The sequence below is a fragment of the Pseudomonas soli genome (assembly GCF_021283165.2).
GTDB lineage: Bacteria > Pseudomonadota > Gammaproteobacteria > Pseudomonadales > Pseudomonadaceae > Aquipseudomonas > Aquipseudomonas soli.
Genome location: NZ_CP128543.1, coordinates 428,918 through 447,848 on the forward strand (window position 1 = coordinate 428,918; position 18,931 = coordinate 447,848).

General features: G+C 63.0%; 19 protein-coding genes and 1 tRNA gene. 5 read left to right on the forward strand and 15 right to left on the reverse strand.

Annotation, left to right across the window (positions count from 1 at the left end):
* Window positions 1-16: 16 nt before the first annotated feature.
* The 4 genes from LU688_RS01805 to LU688_RS01820 form a co-directional block, all read right to left on the reverse strand.
* On the reverse strand, window positions 17-799 hold the full coding sequence (locus tag LU688_RS01805; protein ID WP_160291034.1) for a carbon-nitrogen hydrolase family protein: 783 nt from the start codon (window positions 797-799) through the stop codon (window positions 17-19).
* 16 nt (window positions 800-815) lie between these two features.
* A complete protein-coding gene (locus tag LU688_RS01810; protein WP_094011520.1) occupies window positions 816-2,498 on the reverse strand; it encodes a flavin monoamine oxidase family protein in 1,683 nt (560 codons plus the stop codon).
* Window positions 2,499-2,658: 160 nt separating this feature from the next.
* Window positions 2,659-2,973 carry a helix-turn-helix domain-containing protein gene (locus LU688_RS01815; protein WP_094011519.1) on the reverse strand — a complete coding sequence of 105 codons (315 nt, stop codon included), beginning with the start codon at window positions 2,971-2,973 and terminating at the stop codon, window positions 2,659-2,661.
* Entirely contained in the window at window positions 2,951-3,313 is a 363-nt protein-coding gene (locus LU688_RS01820) for a toxin (RefSeq protein WP_094011518.1), read from the reverse strand. Before LU688_RS01820 ends, LU688_RS01815 begins: the two co-directional genes overlap by 23 nt.
* A gap of 453 nt (window positions 3,314-3,766) precedes the next feature.
* On the opposite strand from LU688_RS01820, the gene LU688_RS01825 reads away from it, so the two are divergent.
* Window positions 3,767-4,057 carry a DUF3077 domain-containing protein gene (locus LU688_RS01825; RefSeq protein ID WP_094011517.1) on the forward strand — a complete coding sequence of 97 codons (291 nt, stop codon included), beginning with the start codon at window positions 3,767-3,769 and terminating at the stop codon, window positions 4,055-4,057.
* 5 nt (window positions 4,058-4,062) lie between these two features.
* Here LU688_RS01825 and LU688_RS01830 read toward each other — a convergent pair whose 3' ends face one another.
* A complete protein-coding gene (locus tag LU688_RS01830) occupies window positions 4,063-4,524 on the reverse strand; it encodes an Lrp/AsnC family transcriptional regulator (protein ID WP_094011516.1) in 462 nt (153 codons plus the stop codon).
* 146 nt (window positions 4,525-4,670) lie between these two features.
* On the opposite strand from LU688_RS01830, the gene LU688_RS01835 reads away from it, so the two are divergent.
* A complete protein-coding gene (locus LU688_RS01835) occupies window positions 4,671-5,366 on the forward strand; it encodes a CatB-related O-acetyltransferase (RefSeq protein ID WP_094011515.1) in 696 nt (231 codons plus the stop codon).
* A gap of 54 nt (window positions 5,367-5,420) precedes the next feature.
* On the opposite strand, the gene LU688_RS01840 is transcribed toward LU688_RS01835, so the two are convergent.
* The 8 genes from LU688_RS01840 to rpsU all read right to left on the reverse strand — a co-directional run bounded on the left by LU688_RS01840 (window position 5,421) and on the right by rpsU (window position 15,004).
* On the reverse strand, window positions 5,421-5,792 hold the full coding sequence (locus tag LU688_RS01840; RefSeq protein ID WP_094011514.1) for a hypothetical protein: 372 nt from the start codon (window positions 5,790-5,792) through the stop codon (window positions 5,421-5,423).
* 130 nt (window positions 5,793-5,922) lie between these two features.
* A complete protein-coding gene (locus LU688_RS01845; RefSeq protein WP_094011513.1) occupies window positions 5,923-6,249 on the reverse strand; it encodes a helix-turn-helix domain-containing protein in 327 nt (108 codons plus the stop codon).
* Window positions 6,233-6,487 carry a type II toxin-antitoxin system RelE family toxin gene (locus tag LU688_RS01850; protein WP_104444583.1) on the reverse strand — a complete coding sequence of 85 codons (255 nt, stop codon included), beginning with the start codon at window positions 6,485-6,487 and terminating at the stop codon, window positions 6,233-6,235. Before LU688_RS01850 ends, LU688_RS01845 begins: the two co-directional genes overlap by 17 nt.
* A 158-nt stretch (window positions 6,488-6,645) precedes the next feature.
* Window positions 6,646-6,722 (reverse strand) — tRNA-Ile (locus LU688_RS01855).
* A 17-nt stretch (window positions 6,723-6,739) separates the two neighbouring features.
* Window positions 6,740-10,483, reverse strand: a complete 3,744-nt coding sequence (locus LU688_RS01860) for an EAL domain-containing protein (RefSeq protein ID WP_094011475.1) — start codon at window positions 10,481-10,483, stop codon at window positions 6,740-6,742.
* 120 nt (window positions 10,484-10,603) lie between these two features.
* Window positions 10,604-12,454: an RNA polymerase sigma factor RpoD gene (rpoD, locus tag LU688_RS01865; RefSeq protein WP_094011474.1), complete on the reverse strand. Its 1,851-nt coding sequence runs from the start codon at window positions 12,452-12,454 to the stop codon at window positions 10,604-10,606.
* Window positions 12,455-12,521: 67 nt separating this feature from the next.
* Window positions 12,522-14,510 (reverse strand): DNA primase, encoded by a 1,989-nt coding sequence (gene dnaG, locus LU688_RS01870; protein WP_094011473.1) that lies wholly within the window; start codon window positions 14,508-14,510, stop codon window positions 12,522-12,524.
* A gap of 278 nt (window positions 14,511-14,788) precedes the next feature.
* Window positions 14,789-15,004: a 30S ribosomal protein S21 gene (rpsU, locus tag LU688_RS01875; protein ID WP_003255575.1), complete on the reverse strand. Its 216-nt coding sequence runs from the start codon at window positions 15,002-15,004 to the stop codon at window positions 14,789-14,791.
* 205 nt (window positions 15,005-15,209) lie between these two features.
* Between rpsU and tsaD the strand changes: the two genes are divergently transcribed.
* Window positions 15,210-16,235, forward strand: coding sequence for a tRNA (adenosine(37)-N6)-threonylcarbamoyltransferase complex transferase subunit TsaD (tsaD, locus tag LU688_RS01880; protein WP_094011472.1), 1,026 nt, complete (start codon window positions 15,210-15,212; stop codon window positions 16,233-16,235).
* Window positions 16,236-16,260: 25 nt separating this feature from the next.
* Here tsaD and plsY read toward each other — a convergent pair whose 3' ends face one another.
* A complete protein-coding gene (gene plsY / locus LU688_RS01885) occupies window positions 16,261-16,830 on the reverse strand; it encodes a glycerol-3-phosphate 1-O-acyltransferase PlsY (protein ID WP_046857387.1) in 570 nt (189 codons plus the stop codon).
* Window positions 16,831-16,904: 74 nt separating this feature from the next.
* On the opposite strand from plsY, the gene folB reads away from it, so the two are divergent.
* Window positions 16,905-17,261, forward strand: coding sequence for a dihydroneopterin aldolase (gene folB, locus LU688_RS01890; protein WP_046857386.1), 357 nt, complete (start codon window positions 16,905-16,907; stop codon window positions 17,259-17,261).
* Window positions 17,252-17,761 (forward strand): 2-amino-4-hydroxy-6-hydroxymethyldihydropteridine diphosphokinase, encoded by a 510-nt coding sequence (gene folK / locus LU688_RS01895; RefSeq protein WP_023629256.1) that lies wholly within the window; start codon window positions 17,252-17,254, stop codon window positions 17,759-17,761. Before folB ends, folK begins: the two co-directional genes overlap by 10 nt.
* Before the next feature lie 47 nt (window positions 17,762-17,808).
* Here folK and LU688_RS01900 read toward each other — a convergent pair whose 3' ends face one another.
* Window positions 17,809-18,903: a tRNA nucleotidyltransferase/poly(A) polymerase-related protein gene (locus tag LU688_RS01900; protein WP_094011471.1), complete on the reverse strand. Its 1,095-nt coding sequence runs from the start codon at window positions 18,901-18,903 to the stop codon at window positions 17,809-17,811.
* Window positions 18,904-18,931 lie beyond the last annotated feature (28 nt).

Here is an 18,931-nt window from a genome sequence, read left to right on the forward strand (position 1 = left end):
TCTGGCCCTGCCGCAGTTAATGCAGATCCCGACGCAGGTCCGCCAGGTAGGGAAATGCTTCCCGCCCTTTCAATACCCGCTCGCGCTGCAGATCTGCCAGCAACAGTCCTTCTTCGTGGCCGGCTATTGCCAGCACATCCCCGTCCGGCCCAATGATGCTGCTCTGCCCGCAATACTGGATCTCGCTCTCGCTGCCGCAGTAGTTGGCGTACACCAGGTAGCACTGGTTCTCTTGCGCCCGCGAGCGCACGGTCACCTGGCAGACGAAGTCGTAGGGCGCCATGTTCGCCGTCGGCACCAGGATCAGCTCAGCGCCGTTCAGCGCCAGGCGCCGGGCGTTCTCCGGGAACTCGATGTCGTAGCAGATCAACAGACCTACCTTCCAGCCGTCCAGCTCGACTACCGGGAAGTGATCGGCGCCTGGGCTGAACATCGAGCGGTCGAGCTCACCGAACAGGTGGGTCTTGCGGTAGTTGCACAGGCTGCTGCCATGGGCATCGATCAGTTGCACGCTGTTGTAGATCGCCCCGTCCTCGGCCCGCTCCGGATAGCCATAGACGATGGCGATCCGGTGCGCTTGGGCAATCTCGACGACGCTCATCGCCGAGGGGCCGTCCTCGGCCTCGGCCAGGCGTTCCACCTGGTCCAGGCCGATGTTGTAGCCGCTGAGGAACATCTCCGGGCATACCAGCAACTGCGCGCCGCGGGCAGCGGCCAGCTGGGCCTGGTGCTGCAGGCGCTCGAGGTTGCTGGGCACGTCCAATGGCTTTGGCGTACCCTGGTAGAGGGCGATGCGCATGGCGCTACTCCTTCGCTCAGTCGGCCAGGGCGATCGGACCGATCTCGTGGAACACATCGCCTGGGCCGGGATTGTCCGGGTGGGTCTGGCCACCGAAGTGGTTGATGATACCCCACACGGCATTGAGCGAAGTCTGCACCGCGCCTTCGACCCAGGCCGGGGTCCACGACACGTCGTCACCGGCGATGAAGATGCCGCGCTGCTCGGCGGGCATGTCGGCCTGCATGAAGTGTGCGTACATGCGCTGGTTGTAGCGGTAGTGGCCCGGCAGCGCGCCCTTGAAGGCGCCGAGGAAGTGCGGGTCGGCCTCCCACGAGATGGTGATCGGATCGCCGATGATATGCCCGGCGATATCGGTCTTGGGGTAGATCTTCTTCAGCGCGTCGAGGGCCAGTTGCACGCGCTTTTCGGTCGGGTGCGGCAGCATCTTCAGGGCGTCGCTCATCCAGGCGTAGGACAGGCAGATCACTCCCGGCTTGTCGTCGCCGTTGTCGAACAGGTAGGTGCCGCGGGTCAGACGGTCGGTGAGGGTCATGCTCATCAGGTCGCGGCCGGTCTGCGGATCCTTGTCCTTCCAGAACGGGCGATCGACCATGACGAAGGTCTTCGACGACTGCATGTAGCGGGTGCGGTCCAGGGCCATCCACATTTTCTGTGAGAACAGCGACTCCTCGCAGTCGATCTGGGTGGTCAGCAGCCAGCTTTGGCAGGTGGTGAGTACAGCAGCGTAGTGGCGCACGTCACCATAGTTGTCGGTGACCGCCAGGCGACCATCGCTGGCGCGGGCAATGCGCTTGACCCCGGTGCGCGGCGCGCCGCCATGCAGCGTACTGAGGCTGGTGCCGGCCGGCCAGTGGGCGCAGCGCTCCGGTACATGGCGCCAGATGCCCTGCGGCACCTGCTCGACGCCGCCGACCACCAAATGCTGATGGTCGTCGCAGTTGGTCATCACCACGCGGAAGATTTCCAGCATCGAATTGGGGAAGTCCGAGTCCCAGCCGCCTGTGCCGAAGCCCACCTGGCCGAACACCTCGCGGTGCTGGAAGCTCAGTTTGGCGAACGAGCGCGAAGTGGCGACGAAGTCATAGAAAGTGCGGTCGTCCCACAGAGGCACCAGCTTGTTCCACAGGTCTTTCAGGCGCGGCACGTCGCGGTCACGAATGGCCTGCTGAATGTCGGCGAACTGCGCGCCGCTCTCCAGGGCGTCCGCCCAGGCGTCGGCCACTTCGTGGAACAGGTGTGGCAGGTCGGCGTACTTCTCGGCGTAGTAGGTCTGGCCTTCCAAGTCGATCACCGTACTCCCCGAGGCCGGCGTCAGCGGGTTAGGGAAGGGCTTGGTCTCCAGGCCCAGCTTGTCGACGTAGTGGTAGAAGGCGGTGGACGACACCGGGAAGCGCATGCCGCCCAGTTCGGCGACGATGCCGTCGGTGCCGTTGAACACCTGCGAACGCAGCCTGCCACCCAGCTTGGAAGCTTCGTACACCACGGGCTTGAGGCCCAGCTTCATCAACTCGTAGGCCGCCACCAGCCCGGCAATACCGCCACCGACGATCGCCACCTCTTCGCCATGGCGCGCCTCGGGAATGCTGCCCAGGCCGGCCGGGTGCTCCAGCCAGTCGTCGAAGGCGAAGGGGAAGTCCGGGCCGAAGATGGTGATGGGTTTCTTGCCGTCGGCGGGGTGGCGGTTTTTCTTGTTCATGTAATGACCTTGCCAGGGGCTGCGCAGGGGGCGGAGCCTGAGTATAGAGAATGCCTGGTGGCCATTTTATGAAGCGGGGTGTTCGTTATTAAGGTGAAAACTGACGTCGTTATGTGATTTGTTTCGTCTTGATGATTGATGTTCATTAAAAAATGACGAATCAGCTCAATGATGCCAAGTGCTCGACGGTTTCAGGGTACTTCTGCACCAGCCGGATCAGTGCCACGGCCTGGGCGTTGGGCTTGGAGCGGCCTTGCTCCCAGCTCTCCAGGGTGCGGGCGTTGGTGCGCAGGTACGCGGCAAACACCGCCCGGGACATGTTCAGGCGCTGGCGCAGCTCGGTCAGTTCATTGGGGGCCAGCGGGGCCAGTTCCTCGAAGGTTACCTTGTGCGAACGCAGGGTCAGTTTGCCGGAGCGCACATCGGCAAGGGCATCGAAACCTTCGGTGAGTTCAGTGAAGATGTTGCGTGGCATTGGTCGTCCTCATCAGGTATTCGCGTTCAAGCAGGTTCTTCAGGGCCTGGCGTTGCTGCGGTGTCAGGTCATCCTGGACTTCCTTTCCGTAAAGCGTGAAAAGCCAGAACTGCAGCCCAGCCTGCCACCAGTAGTAGATGATCCGGGTGCCGCCTCGCTTGCCTTTATGGCGTAGTGCATCGGCGAAACGCACCTTCCTGAGGCCGCCCGTTCCCTTGATGACGTCACCCGCATGGGGATGCAGAAGCAGTACGCGTTGCAGAGACCGGAAATCTTCATCGTCCAGATACTGGCTGCGAAAGCGCTCGAAAGCGGGCAGCTCGATAAATAGGGCATCCATTTTTTGTACGTGATCCGCGTATAGTTTGTGATGAGGTTTGTGCTACGTCAATAGGGCAGATGTCATCAGCCTAAACGTGGATCGAGGGAGTGCTGGCGGGGGAGAGTTGCCGGATATGTCATTGGGAGGATGCTAGGTTTTTGTTTGTCAGACCATTTCCTACAGACGTGAAATTTAACGAGACCTATCCTACAAGCCCTGTCGCTCCGGTCTGGCTGTGCGGGTAAACCTTCGCGGTTAACTTCAGCCGGTCACCGCATATTCGGTGATCGGGCGTGAGAACCCGGCGATCAAACTGGAGGCATGCTGTCATGGCAGCTGTGCGCGGGCAGGTTCTGCCTGGCCGGAATGTAGCCTCCAACTTCGCCGGTTCTCACCCCGCCCATGGCTGCCACCCATTCCCGTGAGAAGGTTGCGTGGTGGCCTGCTTGAGCCGGTAATGGAGGCAACACCATGAAAAAGGTCGTCCCCGACCCACCCCTCACTTTGAACCCAACCACCGAGCAGTCCTTCTGCTCCTGCCAGTCCAGCCATCCCCCTATCTTCACCGTACGCCCCGGCGTCGATGCCGCCGACGCCCTGGTCCACGCGAGCATGCTGGCCCAGGCCATCCAGGAAATCGCCGACGACTATGCCCAGCATCATGCCCCCGAGGCGGGGCGGGCGATGATCTGGTCGATCCTGCATTCGGCGGAAACGGTACGGGCGCTGCTGGAGGGGTTGCTCGACGCGATGGAGGCCTGAGGACCTCAGCCTGGCTGCCCGCGGTCCACCTTGCTGCTGAGGATGATCGACGTGGTGGTCTTCTCCACCCCGTCGAGGCTGCCGATCAGGTCGAGCAACTGGTCCAGTTGCTCCGGTGAGTCGCTGAGCAGCCAGGCCACATAGTCGAATTCGCCACTGACCGCGCACAACTGCTGGACCTGCCCCATGGCGCTCAGGTGGCGTACGATGTCCTTGCCTGAGCGCGGCTGCGCCTTGATCCCCACGTACGCCTGCAGACCGCCGCCGATCAGGCGCTGCCCCAGGCGCACGCCATAGCCGGTGATCACCTTGTTGCGCTCCAGGCGTTCGAGGCGCGAGTTCACCGTGGTACGGGCGATCCCCAGTTGGCGGGCGAGCGTGGCGACGCTTTCGCGGGCGTTGATCTGCAACAGGGAGATCAACTGGCGATCGATGGCGTCGAGGGTGATGGAGGAGGTGGCCGGCATGGTAGGTCTCTTTTGTCGAGCTGCTAGCCTATGCAAGCGCGACCGATTCGCGCAAGGCGCCCAAGGCTGGCATTACGTTGGCAAGGCGGTACGATAGCGGGCCGCTGCCGCTCGGCAGCCTGGACCATGGCAGGAGTGATTGACCCATGAAGTTCAAGGACTGGTACTGGCGGCGATGGATTCGCCAACACGGTTGCAAGGTGAGCACGGGCATTTCCAAGTTCGGCAAGCGCGCCAGGCTGGCGCTCGAGGCCGAGGTGCGCATCGGCGATGTGGCGGTCAGCGCCGCCACCCTGGATGTCTCGATCGGGGCTCACACCTATATCCGCAGTGGCGGCTCGCTGCAGGTGGTCGAGTCGATCGGGCGCTATTGCTCGATCGGCAGCGCGGTGGTCATCGGCCAGGAAAAATACGCTCATCCCACCGACTGGCTGAGTTCCCACCCTTTCCAGTTCACCGGCACCCAGTGGCAATACGAGCCGCCGAGCACGCCGGCACGCATTGGCCATGACGTGTGGATCGGCGAAGGTGCGATGATCATGGAGGGCGTCGAAGTGGGCACGGGCGCGATTGTCGCCACTCGCGCCCTGGTGACTCGGGACGTGCCGCCCTATGCCGTGGTGGCGGGCTTTCCAGCCAAGGTGGTGCGTTATCGATACCCGGAAGCGATGATCGAGCGTCTGCTCGCATCGCGCTGGTGGGAGCGCGATACCCGGCAGTTGCTGGAGCTGCCGCTGCACGACCCTGCCGCCTGTCTTGACCGGATCAGCGGGCTCGGTGAGGCAAGTTACACGAGGATCGAAATTTCGCGGCGGGGCTGCAAGGTGCTGGCGTCGGTTTGAATCGCCGAGAGACGTTTACGACCGGGGCTGCTGCGCAGCCCTGATCGGATTTGATCAACGTGACGCGCTGGTCTGCGCCGTGGCGCAAGGCGACTTCAGGCCAGCAGTCATGCTCTCGACATTGTCGAGCATCTGGTTGCCTTTGTTGACCTTCTGCGCGTTCTCGGCAAGCTGCATGCGTTGGTCATAGGTGGCTGAAGTGCCATTCATGCTGTTCTTGGTTTCGAGCACGGAGTTGGCGATGCTGAGCAGGCTGCGGCCTGTGGAGATCAGGTTGTCGGTTGCGCTGGGCGTGCACGGGGCATTGCCGCCAGCCATCTGACTGGGCTGCTGGCCCTGGTTGTAGGAGCCCGGTGCCACGCAACCTGCGAGCGTGGCCAGCATCGGTACAACGAGCAGGGTTCCAAGCGTTCCTTGGATGTTCATGTGACGTTCCCTCGATCACTGGGCTCCGACCCGGTGCCGAAGCGATGGAGGGATTCTAGAAACGCGGCCGTGATGGCGAAATAGAACGGGTGTGCTAGAGGCACTTTGCCGCTGGTCAGAGCGACCCGAACTACAGATCCAGAGACTGCACCGGTATACCCAGCGCTGCCGCGATCTTCTCGCGGGTAGCCTTGCGTGGCCGTTCGGCCGCTTCTTGTTGGGCGTAGGCTGACTGGGATATACCCAGGCGCTCTGCCACTTGAGCCTGGGTGAGGTCCAGATGCTTGCGCCACGCGCCGATGGGGGTCAAACCGTCTTTGACCATGTAGCCCACGACTGCATTGGGCACCAAGTCATCCTTTGGGCGGCTGGAGATGTAGTCGGCGTAAGGGAGCACGACGAAGGCTGGCCGGCCATCCGCCCCGTTGATGATCTGTACGTTAGTAGGTGTGCTCATCGCGCTTCTTGACCTCTTCGATATTTACGATCTTCACCCCGCCGTCCCAGTCGAAAAGGATGCGGTAGTTCCCGACCCGTAGCCTGTAGCCATACTGATGGTTGACCAACGTCTTGACGTTCTGGACGTTCGGCATGTGAGCCAGTGCCTGGGCGGCATCGTAGATCTTGGGCTGATCGGCCTTGTTGATCTTTCTGAGCTGTTTGACTGCCTTGCGTGACCAGCTGATCGTGCCCATGCCCATTTCACCTTGCTCCCAAGGTTGAATTATAAGTTATTTATAAGTTTTGTCGAGATGGGGCAGGTGGTCGCAGTTGGCATGAAGGGGCGATCTGGGGTCGGGGCGGGGTACGGCTGCCAAACACACGAAAGCCGCGCAATGCGCGGCTTTGAAGGTGGTGGGCCCACACGGACTCGAACCGTGGACCAAAGGATTATGAGTCCTCTGCTCTAACCGACTGAGCTATAGGCCCTCAGCAGGAGCGCTGGATTATAACGAGGGTTTCGATAGCGTGCCATCCGAAAGATCCGTTTGTGCTATGCGAAGAAAGGTCGCCGCGAATTCGTCCGGCGGCAGGGGCAGGCTGACGATATAGCCCTGAATCTGCTCGCAGCCTTCGGCGGCGAGGAAGCGCTGCTGCGCCTGGTTCTCCACGCCTTCGGCAATGATCGTCAATTGCATGCTGCGGCCCAGGGCGATGATCGCGCGGGCGATGGCGGCGTCGTGGGGATCGTCGGGCAGGCCGCGGATGAACGACTGGTCGATCTTGAGGATGTCCAGCGGCAGGCGCTTGAGGTAGCTGAGCGAGGAGTAGCCGGTGCCGAAGTCGTCGATGGCCAGCTGCACGCCCAGCTGCTTGAGCTGATGGAGCACGCTCAGGGCTTCCTCGGCCTGGCTCATGATGAAGTTTTCGGTGATCTCCAGCTGCAGGTCGCCCGCCTTGAGCTGGTAGTTGCGCAGCAGTTGCTCGATGCGCCGGGCCAGGTTGGGCTGGCGCAGCTGGGCTCCGGCGAGGTTGATCGAGAGCGGGCCGAAGGCGTGGTAGGTCTTCTTCCAGCTGTGCATCTGCCGGCAGGCCTGTTCAAGTACCCAGTCGCCAAGCTGGAGAATGGTGCCGTTCTCCTCGGCCAGGTGAATGAACTGCTCGGGGGGCACGTCGCCGAAGGTTGGATGGGTCCAGCGAATCAGGGCCTCGGCGCCCACCAGGCTCTGGGTCTTGAGGCTGAACTTGGGCTGGTAGCACAGGCTCAGCTCGTTGCGCTCGATGGCGCGGCGCAGTTCGTGCTCCAAGGCAATGCGCTCGCTGGCCTGGGTGGTCAGTTCGCGAGTGTAGGCCTCGACCCGGTTGCGGCCCTTGGCTTTGGAGCGGTACATGGCGGCGTCGGCGTTGCGGATCAGGTTGGCGACATCGGTGCCGTCTTGTGGGTATAGGCTGATGCCGATGCTGGCACTGGTGAAGAACTCGTGCTCGCCGGCCTGGAACGGTGCGTGGAAGCCGGCCAGCAACTTGTTGGCGATGGCGCTGGCATCGCTGGGCTTGTGCAGGCCGGGCAGCAGGATGATGAATTCGTCGCCGCCCAGGCGGGCCACGGTGTCGACATCACGCACCTGCTCCTTGAGGCGCTGGGCGATACCCTTGAGCAACAGGTCGCCCACCGGGTGCCCGAGGCTGTCGTTGATGTGCTTGAAGCGGTCGAGGTCGAGGAACAGCACCGCGCCCTGGCGGTTGGAGACCTGGGCGCAACTGAGTGCGGCCTGCAGGCGGCTTTCGAACAGGGCGCGATTGGGCAGGCCGGTCAGCGGGTCGTGGTGGGCCTGGTAGTCGAGCTTGGCCTGGGCGTGCTTCAGACTGGAAATGTCGGCGAACACGGCGACGAAGTGGGTGATCTCGCGTTCGTGGTTGCGCACGGCGCTGATGGTCAGCCAGCCGGGGTAGAGTTCGCCGTTCTTGCGCTTGTTGTAGATTTCCCCCTGCCAGTGACCTTCGGCGGTCAACTGGTGCCACATGGCGACGTAGAAGGCGCTGTCATGTTGGCCGGAGGCGAGCAGGCGCGGGGTCTGGCCGAGGGCTTCGATTTCGCTGTAGCCGGTGATTTCGCTGAACGCGCGGTTGACTGCGCTAATGCGCTGGTCGGTGTCGGTGATCAGCACGCCTTCGGCGGTGTTCTCGAACACCGTGGCGGCGAGTTGCAGTTTCTCCTGCATCAGGTGGCGTTCGGTGATATCGCGGGCGATGGTCAGCATGCAGTCGACGCCGCCAATGGGCAGTGGTCGGGCGGACAGTTCGCAGAGGCGGATCTGGCCGTCGCTGCGGCGGATGTGGCAACTGAAATCGCGCACGAAACCGTCACGCTGCAGTTGATCGACCAGGCGCTGGCGCTCGTTGAGGTCGACCCAGATACCCAGGTCCAGCGAGGTCTGGTCAACCGTTGGGCTGATGTCGTAGCCGGTGAGGCGGCAGAAGCCTTCGTTGACCTCCAGCAGCAGGCCATCGCTCTGGCGTGACAGCAACAGGCCATCGGGTGAGGCATGGAAGGCCTTGGCGAACTTCTCCTCGGAGGTCTGCAGTTGCTGCTGGGTTTCCTTCAACTGACTGATATCGCGGATCGCCACCACCAGCGCCGGCATGCCGTCGAGGTCGAAGGTCTCGGCCGAGGTCAGCCCGGTGAACAACTCGCCGTTGTTGCGGCGGAAGGTCATTTCCAGGTTGCGGATGCCGCCGCGATGCAGGCGTTCGAGCAGGGCCGGGCCGGTACCGGCCACGCCCCACAGGCCGAGCTCGGTGGCGGTGCGGCCGATCACTTGCGCCGGACTCAGGCCGATCAGTTCTTCGAAGGCCTCGTTGACCTCCAGCAGGCAGCCATCGCTGTGCCGTGCGATGATCAGGATGTCCGGGCACTGCTGGAACACCGAGGCGAACTTCTGCTCCGACAGGCGCAGGGCATCTTCGGTGTGCTTGGTTTCGCTGATGTCGATCATCAAGCCGCGCATCAGCGACTTGTGGCCGTGTTCGATCATGCTGACGATGTTGCGTACCCATAGCGTATGGCCGTCGGCGCGGATCACCCGGTAGTCCAGGCTGTGGTCGCGCCCGGCGGCTGTTTCGCTGTCGCAGTAGGCCTGCGCCCACAGGGCATCTTCCGGGTGCAGGATGCTGCGCCAGAAGCCCGGCTTGAGCCATTCTCCCGTCGGGTAGCCGAGCAGGTCCTCGGCGTGCGGCGATACATAGCTGTAGCTGAAGTCGTTGGCATCGGCTTCCCAGGCCACCGCTGACAGGCTCTCGATCAGGCCGCGGTAGTGGTACTCGCTGCTGCGCAGTTCCTGTTCCAGGGCGATGCGCCGGGAAATCTCCGAGCTCAGCCGGCGGTTGATACGGATCACCACTGCCAGAATCGCCATGAGCACCAGCACGGCCGGCAGGCCGTAGAGCAGCACGTCGTGCCAGAAAGTCCTTTGGTCGACGACGTTGCCTACCCAGCGCTGCTGTATGTGGCTGACTTCGCTACTGCTCATGTCGGCGATGACCTTGTCGAGGATGCCAACGAGCATCTTCTGTTCCCGCGGCACGGCCATGGCCAGCTGGTAGCGGTATGGCGTTTCACCGCTTACATACAAACCATCCAGCTTGAGTTGGCGAAGGCTCCAGATGCTCGAAGCGAGGTCGCCGACCACGGCGTCTACCTCATCAGTAGCCAGGGCCTGCAAGGCGGAGCTGACATTGGGCATGGCCACCAGGTTGAGGTCCGGGTGGTGGGTGCGCAGCAGCTCATGAGGGGCATAGTTCTCCACTACGGCGATCTTCAGGCCATAGAGGTCCTTGAGGTTGCGCGGTTGCGCGCCGCCGGAGTGGGCGAGGATGACGATCGGGAAGTCCAGGTAAGGACGGGTGAAGGCCAGGTAGGCTTGCCGTTCCGGGGTGGACATGATTCCGGGGAGCAGGTCGAGCTGGTTGCTACGTGCCTGTGCCAGGACTTCGGTCCAACTGCTGGGCTCGATCGGCTTGAGGGTTATCCCCAGGCGTTCCTGGATCAAAGCGATGTAATCGGCGGCCAATCCCTGGTAGCGACCTTCCTGGTCGCGGAATTCGAACGGCGGCCATGAAGCATCGACGCCCAGGCGCAGCTGCTGGTGGGCGCTGAGCCAGGCTTGTTCCTCGTCGGTCAGGGTCAGGGCGCCGGCCGTTGTGTTCCAGGCGAGCAGGATCAGCAACAGGAAGGCCGGCATCAGGGGCATAGCGGCCTCTCGATCAGGGGGTCTGATTCGAGTGTAGACGGGCTTGCCGCCCGCTGGGTAGACAGGGGCCACGACCTTCTGTCACATAAGAAAAACCCCGGCCTGGGCCGGGGTTTTTCTTTACTCGTCGAGGAAGGAGCGCAAGTGCTCGCTTCGCGTCGGGTGGCGCAGCTTGCGCAGCGCCTTGGCTTCGATCTGACGGATCCGCTCACGGGTCACGTCGAACTGCTTGCCGACTTCTTCGAGGGTGTGGTCGGTGTTCATGTCGATGCCGAAACGCATGCGCAGCACCTTGGCTTCGCGTGCGGTCAGGCCCGAGAGCACGTCACGGGTCGCTTCCTTGAGGCTTTCGACCGTGGCCACGTCGATCGGGGACTGCATGGTGGAGTCCTCGATGAAGTCGCCCAGGTGCGAATCTTCGTCGTCACCGATCGGGGTTTCCATGGAGATCGGCTCTTTGGCGATCTTCAGGACCTTGCGGATCTTGTCCTCAGGCATCTCCATGCGCTCGCCCAGCTCTTCCGGGGTCGGTTCGCGACCCATTTCCTGCAGCATCTGGCGGGAAATACGGTTGAGCTTGTTGATCGTCTCGATCATGTGCACCGGGATACGGATGGTGCGCGCCTGGTCGGCGATCGAGCGGGTGATCGCCTGGCGGATCCACCAGGTGGCGTAGGTCGAGAACTTGTAGCCGCGACGGTATTCGAACTTGTCCACCGCCTTCATCAGGCCGATGTTGCCTTCCTGGATCAGATCGAGGAACTGCAGGCCGCGGTTGGTGTACTTCTTGGCGATCGAGATCACCAGACGCAGGTTCGCCTCGACCATTTCCTTCTTGGCGCGGCGAGCCTTGGCTTCACCGATGGACATGCGGCGGTTGACGTCCTTGATCTCGGCGACGGTCAGGCCGGTCTCGCTCTCGAGGTCGATCAGTTTTTGCTGGCAAGCGACGATGGCGGCGTTTTTCTCACCCAGGGCGGCGGCCCATTTGGTGTTGCGCTTGGCCAGGTCACCGGACCAGGTCTGGTCGGTCTCGTTGCTCGGGAACAGGCGCAGGAAGTCGGCACGCGGCATGCGCGCGTCACGCACGCACAGTTGCATGATGGCGCGTTCTTGCTGGCGCAAGCGATCCAGGGCACTGCGTACGCGCTCAACCAGAACGTCGAACTGCTTGGGCACCAGCTTGATCGGCATGAACAGGTCGGCCAGCGCCTGCATGGCGCTGATGCTGTCTTTATGGCCTCGACCGTGTTTCTTCAGCACTTTGAGGGTATCGACCAGCTGATCCTTGACTGCACCAAAACGCTGGGCGGCAACGACCGGGTCCGGACCGCTTTCGGCCTCTTCCTCGTCGTCGCCATCGGCGTTCTCTTCGTCTTCTTCGTCGCTTTCTTCCTTCGCGGCAGCGGCCTTGGCACCCGGGATTGGTACCTCTTCGGTCGGTGCGGCGATGTTGTCGTCAGGGTCGATGTAACCGCTGAGGACGTCGGAAAGACGGCCGCCTTCGGAGGTGACACGGTCGTATTCGCCGAGGATGTAGTCGACAGTACCCGGGAAGTGAGCGATGGCGCCCATGACTTCACGGATGCCTTCCTCGATACGCTTGGCGATTTCGATCTCGCCTTCGCGGGTCAGCAGCTCGACGGTACCCATTTCGCGCATGTACATGCGCACCGGGTCGGTCGTGCGGCCGATATCGGTCTCGACAGCCGCCAATGCGGCGGCGGCCTCTTCGGCTGCGGCCTCGTCAGTGTCGGCTTCCGCCAACAACAGGGCATCCGCATCCGGAGCACTCTCGAATACGTTGATCCCCATGTCGTTGATCATGCGGATGATGTCTTCCACCTGCTCCGGATCTGAAATATCCTCTGGCAGGTGGTCGTTGACCTCCGCGTAAGTCAGGTAGCCCTGCTCACGACCGCGGGTGATCAACTCTTTGATACGAGATTGCTGTTGCGCTTTTCCGGACATAACACCCTATCCACTGAAGGTCTTGGCGGGCAAAAAACAAGCCGAGGATTATACCCGAGCATGGACCTCACGCGCCAGATGAGGTCGGGTTTTGTGCGGGAACATTACGGCTCAGCAGGGTAAGCAGCTGAGATTTTTCCTCTGTACTCAGTTCACTTAGACGCGCTTTCCTGAGCAGATGTTCCAGGCTGCGCTCGCGCTGGCGAGCGGACAAGCTAGTTATAGTGTCGAAAAACTGTTGTTCAAGGTTGTCGGCATCGATCAACCATTCCTTTTCCGCCAGAGCGCGCAGCAGGCGACCCTGTTCGGTCCCGTGCCAGCGCGCGATCAGCTGCATTGAGCTTAGCTTAGGATTCTTCTGCGCGGCCTCGATGAGGGCCACCAGCAGCTGGCTGTACAGTTGCTCTTCGTCGGCGAAGTGGCTGGCATCCTCGACCTTGCCCGCCAGCAGCGGGTGATGCAGCAAGGTGCGCAAGGCCGAGAGCGTCGGTGGTTCCACTGGCGCGGGCACCCGTGGCGGCGCTTCGCCGCGCTGGCCATCGCGCTGCCACGGCTTGCCACCTTTCTTGTCCCAGGGTTTGCCGTCCCACTGCTTCTTGCCGCCACCTTTGTTCGGCGTCCAGGGGCGTTGCTCCTGTTGTGGCGCCGAGTAGTCGGGCTGGTAGTGCATGTCGCCATGGTCAGGCACGTAGCTTGCCATGGCGTCGTAGTCGTAACCGGGGTCGTAATCAGGCGCGCTGGGTGCTGGCGCGCTCTGGGCCAGTTGCTCCATCTGCTGCGGGTCGAGGCCGGTGATGTCTTTCAGGCGGTTGCGCATCAGTTGGCGCAGGTTGGCGCCCGGGACCTTTTCGATCAGCGGTGCGGCCAGCGTCACCATGTGCGCCTTGCCTTCCAGTGAGCGCGGGTCGGCCTCGTTGCTCAACTGCTCGAAGAAATAATCGGCCAGTGGCTGGGCGTGCTGGTTGATACGGGCCTGGAAGGCATCGGTGCCTTCGGCGCGCACCAGGCTGTCCGGGTCTTCGCCTTCGGGCAGGAACAGGAAGCGTGCGCGGCGACCGTCCTGCAGGCTCGACAGGGTCGCCTCCAGGGCACGCCAGGCGGCCTTGCGGCCAGCCTGGTCGCCGTCGAAACAGAACAGCACGCTGGGCACCACGCGGAACAGGCGCTTGAGGTGTTCCTCGCTGGTGGACGTGCCGAGGGTGGCCACGGCGTTGCGCAAGCCCTGCTGGGCCAGGGCGATGACGTCCATGTAGCCTTCGACGACGATGATCTCGTCGAGGTTGCGGTTGTGCTTGCGCGCCTCGTACAGGCCGTAGAGCTCCTGGCCCTTGTGGAACACCGGGGTTTCCGGGGAGTTCAGGTACTTGGGCTTGTCGTCGCCCAGTACCCGGCCGCCGAAGGCGATGACCCGGCCGCGGCTGTCGCGGATCGGGAACATCACTCGGTCGCGGAAGCGGTCATAGCGCTTGCCGCTTTCGGCGTTCTCGATCAGCAGGCCGGCGTCGATCATCACTTTCTGTTGCAGCGAGTCAGCACCCAGGTGCTTGAGCAGGTTGTCCCAGCCCGGCGGCGCGAAGCCCAGGCCAAAGTCGCGGGCGATCTCGCCGGACAGGCCGCGCCCCTTGAGATACTCCACTGCCGCCTTGCGGGTGGCGTGGCTGCGCAGGGCCTGGCGATAGAACTCGCTGGCCGCCTCGAGCAAGGGGTACAGCGGCGAGTCTGTCGGCTGGCGCGGCTTCTGCCCGCGGCGGCCTTCCTCGCGGGGGACTTCCATGCCGGCCGCTCGGGCCAGCTCCTCGACTGCCTGGGGGAAGTCCAGGTTGTCGTGGTCCATGACAAAGCCGAGGGCGTTACCCCCAGCGCCGCAACCGAAGCAATAGTAGAACTGCTTGTCGGGGCTGACAGTGAAGGAGGGGCTCTTTTCCTTGTGGAACGGGCAGCAGGCGGAAAGATTCTTGCCGGTCTTTTTCAGCTGGATGCGCGAACTCACCACATCGACGATGTCGGTGCGGTTGAGAAGGTCATCGATAAAGCTCTGGGGAATTAGCCCGGCCATGGCAGTCTCGTCATCTGGCAACTGGCAAGTCTAAACGCTTGTGCGCGGGTTTGGCGTGGGGTGTCGCAGGAAGAGGTGTGTGCTCGTCGGTAGCCGGTGAAGGCTCGTCAGAAAAGACGTGCACGCCTGGCCAAAGACCAGTTCTGACGCGTTGAGGCAGGTTGCCCATGGCTTTTGCCGGGGCACCCCAGGCGCATGGCCAAGGGTTTCAAGCAACCGCTACCATAAGCCCGGCACGAGGCCGGGCATGGCAGAAGCTTTGCGTAGAACGGCTGTACTTAGTACAGACGAACGGCGCGGCGCTGTTCGCGCTGAACTTTCTTCGCGTGACGCTTAACAGCGGCAGCGGCTTTGCGCTTACGCTCGGCGGTCGGCTTCTCGTAAAACTCGCGGCTACGAACTTCAGCCAGTACACCGGCTTTTTCGCAGGAGCGCTTGAAACGACGCAGAGCTACGTCGAAGGGTTCGTTCTCTTTAACTTTGACGGCTGGCATCCAGGGCTACCTTAATTCATTACCGGGGTAGACGTGCTCCTGGCAAAACATAAGGTGTGCTGGAGAACGTCGGTTTTCAAGGGTTGCGGATGTTAACCCTTAGCTGGCCGGAATGCAAAGCCTCTGATCGAAAACCGCTGGTCGGCACCGGGCACGGGGACTATCATGCGCGCCTTCGAATTCAGCCTCCACAAGGCACGGACCCATGCTAGTACTGGGATTGGAAACATCCTGCGACGAAACTGGCGTCGCATTATACGACAGTGAACGCGGCCTGCTGGCCGACGCGCTGTTCAGCCAGATCGACCTGCACCGCGTCTATGGCGGCGTGGTGCCCGAGCTCGCCTCGCGCGATCACGTCAAGCGCATGCTGCCCCTGATACGCCAGGTGCTGCAGGAGGCCGACTGCGTCGCCACCGAGATCGACGCCATCGCCTATACCGCAGGCCCAGGCCTGGTTGGCGCGCTGCTGGTGGGCGCCTCTTGCGCCCAGGCACTGGCGTTCGCCTGGGATATTCCGGCGATCGGTGTGCATCATATGGAGGGCCATCTGCTGGCGCCGATGCTCGAAGAGCAGCCGCCGCAGTTCCCGTTCGTCGCCTTGTTGGTTTCAGGTGGCCATACTCAGCTGGTGCGGGTCGATGGCATCGGCCAGTACGAACTGCTGGGCGAGAGCCTCGACGACGCCGCCGGCGAGGCGTTCGACAAGACCGCCAAGCTGATCGGCCTCAATTATCCGGGTGGCCCCGAGATCGCCCGTCTGGCCGAACAAGGCACGCTCGGGCGCTTCGTGTTCCCGCGGCCGATGTGCGACCGCCCCGGGCTGCAGTTCAGCTTCAGCGGCCTCAAGACCTTTGCCCTGAATACCTGGCAGCAATGCCGCGATGCCGGGGACGACAACGAGCAAACCCGTTGCGACGTGTCGCTGGCGTTCCAGCAGGCGGTGGTGGAAACTCTGACCATCAAGTGCAAGCGCGCCCTCAAGCAGACCGGCCTCAAGCGCCTGGTCATCGCCGGCGGCGTGAGCGCCAACAAGGCCTTGCGTGTTTCGTTGGAAGAGATGCTGACCAGCATCAAGGGCAACGTCTACTACGCCCGCCCACGTTTCTGCACCGACAACGGTGCGATGATCGCCTATGCCGGTTGCCAGCGTCTGTTGGCCGGGCAGCAGCAGGACCTGGCGATCAGCGTGCAGGCGCGCTGGCCGATGGAGCAGTTGCCGGCAGTATGAAGTGAGCCGGGCTTGTGCGAATGCATCAGAAGTGGCGTTCGCGCCCGGCGAACAGGTCACGCAGGTTGCGGCGGTGGCGCCAGACGATCAGCACCGTCAGCACGGTCATCGGCAGCAGTGCTTCAGGCTCGCGCCAGGCCAGCAAGGGCAGCGTCAGCGGTGTGGCGATCAACGCCGCGAGCGAACTGGTGCGGGTCAGGTAGAAGGTCAGCAGCCAGGCGCCAATGGCCAGCAGGGCCGCTGGAAAGTACAGCGCCATCAGCATGCCGGCGGCGGTGGCCACCCCTTTGCCGCCTTTGAAGCGGAAGTACACTGGGAACAGGTGACCGAGCACTGCGCAGATGCCCACCCAGGCCTGCTCTTGCTGGTCGAGTCCGGCCAGGCGAGCAAGCAGCACAGGCAACATGCCCTTGCACAGGTCGCCGAGCAGCGTCAGGATCGCCAGTTTGCGGCCCGCCAGGCGTAGCATGTTGGTGGCGCCGGCATTGCCGGAACCGCTGGAGCGCGGGTCGGGGCTGCCACTGAGGCGGCTCAGGACAATGGCGAAGGACAGAGAGCCGAGCAGGTAGGCAAGCAGCGCCAGTGACCAAAACATGCTAACTATTCCGGGCGAGGACGCCCTGATTCTAACGGCGCCTGTCGCCCTTGTCGTGCTGTGGAGAGAAGTGCTTGGACAGAGTGTTCATCGAAGGCCTGGAAGTCGATACCGTGATCGGCGCCTATGACTGGGAGCGGGATATTCGCCAGTGCCTGCGCCTGGACCTGAGCTTCGCCTGGGACAACCGTCCGGCGGCGGCCGGTGACGACCTGTCGCTGGCACTGGACTATGCCAGTGTCTCGGCACGTATCCAGGCGTTCGCCGAACAGGCCCGTTTCGAGCTGGTCGAGACCTTCGCCGAGCGCTTGGTCGCGGTGTTGATGGCGGAATTCAACATTCCCTGGGTGCGCCTGAAACTCACCAAGCCGGGCGCGGTACCGGCGGCCCGTGGTGGTGTTGGCGTGGAGATCGAGCGCGGATGTCTCTGAGCACGGTATACCTTGGGCTGGGCAGCAACATCGAGCGTGAGCGGCACTTGTGCGCCGGGCTCGATGCCCTCGCCGGCATCCTCAAAGACATGCAGTGTTCCGCGGTGTTCGAGAGCCAGGCCGTGGGGATCAAGAGTGGCCCGTTCTACAACCTGGTGGTGCGCGGGCGCACCGAACTGCCGCTGCTGGAACTCGATCGCCGGCTCAAGTTCATCGAGGCCGACAATGGCCGCTACGCGCCGGACCGCAAGGGGCTGCCACTGGATATCGACGTACTGATGTTCGATGACCTGTGCGGGACCTTCGATGGCCTGGTGCTGCCGCGCGCGGAGATCCTGAAGAACGCCTTCGTGCTCTGGCCGCTGTCCTTGCTGGCCCCGGAGTTGGTGCACCCGGGCGAGGGCAGGTCCATGGGGCAGTTGTGGCGGGAGGCGCGCATCGAGCAGGTACTGGCGCCGGTACCGTTCGAATGGCGCGGGTTGCAGTTGACCCCCGCTTAGCCTGCCCCGGCCTCTTCGCGGTTCTACCTGCGAAGAGGCCGGGCAGATCAAGCAGCCTTGTAGGCTTCGAGCGCCTTCAGTCGCTCACCTTTGAGCGCTTCACCCAGGCCCTGGCCGGCAAGCCCGGCTTCAAGCAACGGCTTGACATCCACGGCGCGTGCAGCTTCAGCGGCCCCGCGCAAATACTCGCCTTGTGGATACTCTGAACCCAGCGCCGCCATCTCGCAGGCGGCGATGAAGTCCTCGAAGCGCTTCGGCCGTCGGTACACATCAAACTTCTGCAGCATCTCCAGCAGGCTTGCAGGTTCCAGCTGCGGAGCCTGGTCCGCTCGCTCGGCAAACTCCCCCACCAGCATCGCCAGTTCCTGGCACTCACGCGGGGCCTTGAAGCGCTGGTTCAGCGCTTTGAGCGCGGCAGGCTGCAGCCCGCGTAGCAGGCACGCCCAGCGCACCGCCAGCGGCTGCTGGTGCCTTGCCGCCTGGTGCAGCGCGGCCAGTGTACTGGCGCCCTCAAGCTCGGGCATCAGCTCGCTCAGCCCGCCGCAGCTGCGTAGCACCTCAATGAACACCTGCGGCTCGCTTTCCATCAATGCGCGCTCGATCTCCTTCCAGCTGCGCTCGGCGGTCAACGCCTGCAGTTCGCCTGATTCGGCGATCTGGCGCATCAACTGCAAGGTCTCATCGGCTACACGAAAGCCCAGGGGCGCGTAGCGCGCGGCAAAGCGGGCAACGCGCAGCACCCGCAGGGGATCTTCGGCGAATGCCGGGGAAACATGGCGCAGGAGGCGCTGCTCGAGATCTGCCTTGCCATGGTAGGGATCGTGCAGGTTGCCGTGCTCGTCCTCGGCCATTGCATTGATGGTCAGGTCGCGACGAACCAGATCCTCCTCGAGGGTGACTTCGGGGCTCGCGTGGAAGGTGAAACCACCATACCCGCGCCCGCTCTTGCGTTCGGTACGGGCCAGGGCATATTCCTCGCCCGTCCTGGGGTGAAGGAATACCGGAAAATCGGCACCGACCGGACGAAAGCCCTCGGCCTGCATTTGTTCGACCGTGGCGCCGACCACCAGCCAGTCGACGTCGCTGACCGGACGGCCGAGCAGACGGTCGCGCACGGCGCCGCCAACCTTGTAGATCTGCATGTGGAACCTCCATTACTGGCGACAGGAT